Here is a 3,461-nt window from a genome sequence, read left to right on the forward strand (position 1 = left end):
TGCTAAAAACAAATAAATATTGCAACAGCTATTTGCGCCCAGCAAGGTTCCAATTTACAATATGCGCCTTAATAACCTGATGTGCGGTGTGTCGGTTCTTTTTCGCATGCTCCGTCTACTTCTTAAACTAATCATTAAAGTTGAATCATGACCGAATTATCCAAATACAGAAACATTGGTATCTTCGCTCACGTTGACGCGGGTAAAACCACGACCACCGAGCGTATCCTTAAGCTAACCGGTAAGATCCATAAGATCGGTGAAGTACATGATGGTGAATCAACCACAGACTTCATGGAACAGGAAGCTGAGCGCGGTATTACCATTCAGTCTGCAGCTGTAAGCTGTTTCTGGAAAGATCACCGTTTTAACGTTATTGACACTCCAGGCCACGTTGACTTTACAGTTGAAGTTTATCGTTCGCTAAAAGTGCTTGACGGTGGTATCGGTGTATTCTGTGGTTCTGGCGGCGTAGAGCCTCAGTCAGAAACAAACTGGCGTTATGCTAACGATTCTGAAGTTGCGCGTATCATCTTCGTAAACAAGTTAGACCGTATGGGTGCTGACTTCTTACGTGTTGTTAAGCAAACTAAAGACGTATTAGCGGCTAACCCATTGGTTATGGTTTTACCAATCGGTATCGAAGACGAATTCTGTGGTGTTGTTGACCTACTAACTCGTGAAGCTCACATTTGGGATGATTCTGGTTTACCAGAAAACTTCGAAATTAAGCCTGTGCCAGCTGACATGGTTGACATCGTTGAAGAATACCGTGAAATGCTAATCGAAACTGCTCTTGAGCAAGACGATGCCTTATTAGAAGCATACATGGAAGGTGTTCAGCCATCTATCGAAGACGTTAAGCGTTGTATCCGTGCGGGTACTCGTACAATGGCTGTGTTCCCAACATACTGTGGTTCAGCATTCAAAAACAAAGGTATGCAGTTATTGCTAGATGCCGTTGTTGATTATTTACCAGATCCAGTTGAAGTTGATCCACAACCTCTAACTGACGAAGAAGGTAACGAAAATGGCGAATTCGCAATCGTTGATGTTGATGCACCTTTTAAAGCATTAGCGTTCAAGATTATGGATGACCGTTTTGGTGCGTTAACTTTCGTACGTATCTATTCTGGCCGTTTGAAGAAGGGTGACACCATCCTTAACTCATTCACTGGCAAAACAGAACGTATTGGCCGTATGGTTGAGATGCAAGCTAACGAACGTAACGAACTTGAATCAGCACAAGCTGGTGACATTATCGCTATCGTTGGTATGAAGAACGTGCAAACTGGTCACACTTTATGTGATCCTAAGCACCCTTGTACACTAGAAGCCATGGTATTCCCTGAGCCAGTTATCTCTATCTCTGTAACGCCAAAAGATAAAGGCGGTTCTGAGAAAATGGGTATCGCTATCGGTAAAATGATTGCAGAAGATCCATCTTTCCGTGTAGAGACTGACATTGATTCTGGTGAAACCATCCTTAAAGGTATGGGTGAACTTCACTTAGACATTAAGGTAGATATTCTTAAGCGTACTTACGGCGTTGACCTAATTGTAGGCGAGCCTCAAGTTGCTTACCGTGAAACTATCACTAAAGAAATTGAAGATAGCTACACGCACAAGAAACAGTCTGGTGGTTCTGGTCAGTTTGGTAAAATTGACTACACTATTCGCCCTGGCGAGCAAAACACTGGCTTCACTTTCACTTCGAAAGTGGTTGGTGGTAACGTACCTAAAGAATTCTGGCCTGCTGTTGAGAAAGGTTTCAAGAGCATGATGAACACAGGTACTATCGCAGGTTTCCCTGTGTTAGACGTTGAACTTGTGCTTCAAGACGGTGCTTTCCACGCAGTTGACTCGTCAGCTATCGCGTTCGAAATTGCTGCTAAAGGTGCTTTCCGTCAATCTATGCCTAAAGCCGGTGCACAACTTCTTGAGCCTATCATGAACGTTGACGTATTCAGCCCAGATGACAACGTTGGTGACGTAATTGGTGACCTTAACCGTCGTCGCGGTATGATCAAAGATCAAAACGCTGGTGTTACAGGTGTTCGTATTAAAGCTGACGTACCGTTATCAGAAATGTTCGGTTATATCGGTTCACTACGTACAATGACTTCAGGCCGTGGTCAATTCTCTATGGAATTTGCTCATTACAGCCCTTGTCCAAACAGCGTTTCTGAGAAAGTTGTTGCTCAAGTTAAAGAACGTAAGGCTGCTGAAGCTAAGAAGTAATTCTAGTTTCGACCTGCCCATAAAAACCGTTGCCTAGGCAGCGGTTTTTTTATGCCTGTTTTATGTGATTTATACGATATCAAATGATTATGACACCGTATTGATATTACTCATGACTGTTTCTGCTGAGCGTTAATAGTGCTTGGGCTGGTGGGGTTAACGGTAGATTCTCTCGCCATATTAATGCCAGATCCCAGGTCATTGCCGGTTGCATCGGTTTAAATACCAGTTTGCTATTGGTTAACCGTTGGCAAATGGGTTCGGGCAAAATCGCGACACCCAAGTTAGCTTCAACCATTGCGGCTAAAAAGTCCCACTGACCTGTTCGAAAGGCGATGTTGAGATGTACGCCAACTTTACGACTTAAATAATTAATTAACTTTGCTAATGAAAAGTCTTCGTTGTAAAGAATGAAAGGATAAGATTCAAAGTCTTGCCAGCGTATGTCAGCATTGTCAGCAAGTGGATGGCCTTCTGGTAAGCAAGCCAGTAAAGGGTATTTAGTCAGAGGTTGGCTTGCTAACTCTGTTTTATGCGTTGTCGGAAGTGCAGTAAAGGCAATATCTAGACTGTTGCTCAATAGTGCTTGCTCACAACCAAATCCGCCATACTCGTACATCTGTAATTCGATTCCGGGATATTTTTGTCGATAATCGGTCAGCAAAGGAGTGATTAAACTACTCATCATAGGGCAAACTCCAAGTCGTAATCGTCCTGATTTTAAGCCACTGAGATTGTTAATACCTTCTTGTAGTCGGTGCCAATGACCTAAAATCTCCCGTGCGCTGTGCTCAAACAATTGTCCTGCTTGGGTTAATTCTACTGTTTGATTATTCCTTATTAACAATTGCTCACCCATATTGTCTTCTAAACGTTGAATGGTTTTTGTCAATGTCGGTTGGGTCATAAAACATTTTTGTGCCGCACGGGTAAAGTTTTTGGTTTCCACTATGGTGAGAAAGATCTGTAAGGTCTTGATTGGGATGTTCATGCTTAAATGGAATCCACTCTATGGTAATTATTCATTTTACCTATGAACCCTAAACGATTACTTTGAACCTGTTAACAAAAACGGAGTAATGGTTATGAAATCAACATCAAGTTTATGGGTCGGTGCGTTATGGCAAGCAGCGATGCCTGTTCAGCATGAGATACAATCATCTAATACATCACAAACAGCTGCAGAACCGAGTTCGCCGGTTACACCGCAGACATCTCAA

Annotated in this window: 2 protein-coding genes; one reads left to right on the forward strand and one right to left on the reverse strand. The window is 42.7% G+C overall.

Annotation, left to right across the window (positions count from 1 at the left end; genetic code table 11):
* Positions 1-147 precede the first annotated feature (147 nt).
* On the forward strand, positions 148-2,241 hold the full coding sequence (fusA, locus tag CXF78_RS17440; protein ID WP_011636038.1) for an elongation factor G: 2,094 nt from the start codon (positions 148-150) through the stop codon (positions 2,239-2,241).
* A gap of 106 nt (positions 2,242-2,347) precedes the next feature.
* Here the strand turns inward: fusA and CXF78_RS17445 are convergent, their stop codons facing one another.
* On the reverse strand, positions 2,348-3,232 hold the full coding sequence (locus tag CXF78_RS17445; RefSeq protein ID WP_102037472.1) for a LysR family transcriptional regulator: 885 nt from the start codon (positions 3,230-3,232) through the stop codon (positions 2,348-2,350).
* Between the last annotated feature and the right edge of the window lie 229 nt (positions 3,233-3,461).

It is taken from the genome of Shewanella sp. 11B5 (genome assembly GCF_002836795.1).
In the GTDB taxonomy this organism is placed as follows: Bacteria; Pseudomonadota; Gammaproteobacteria; order Enterobacterales; family Shewanellaceae; genus Shewanella; species Shewanella frigidimarina.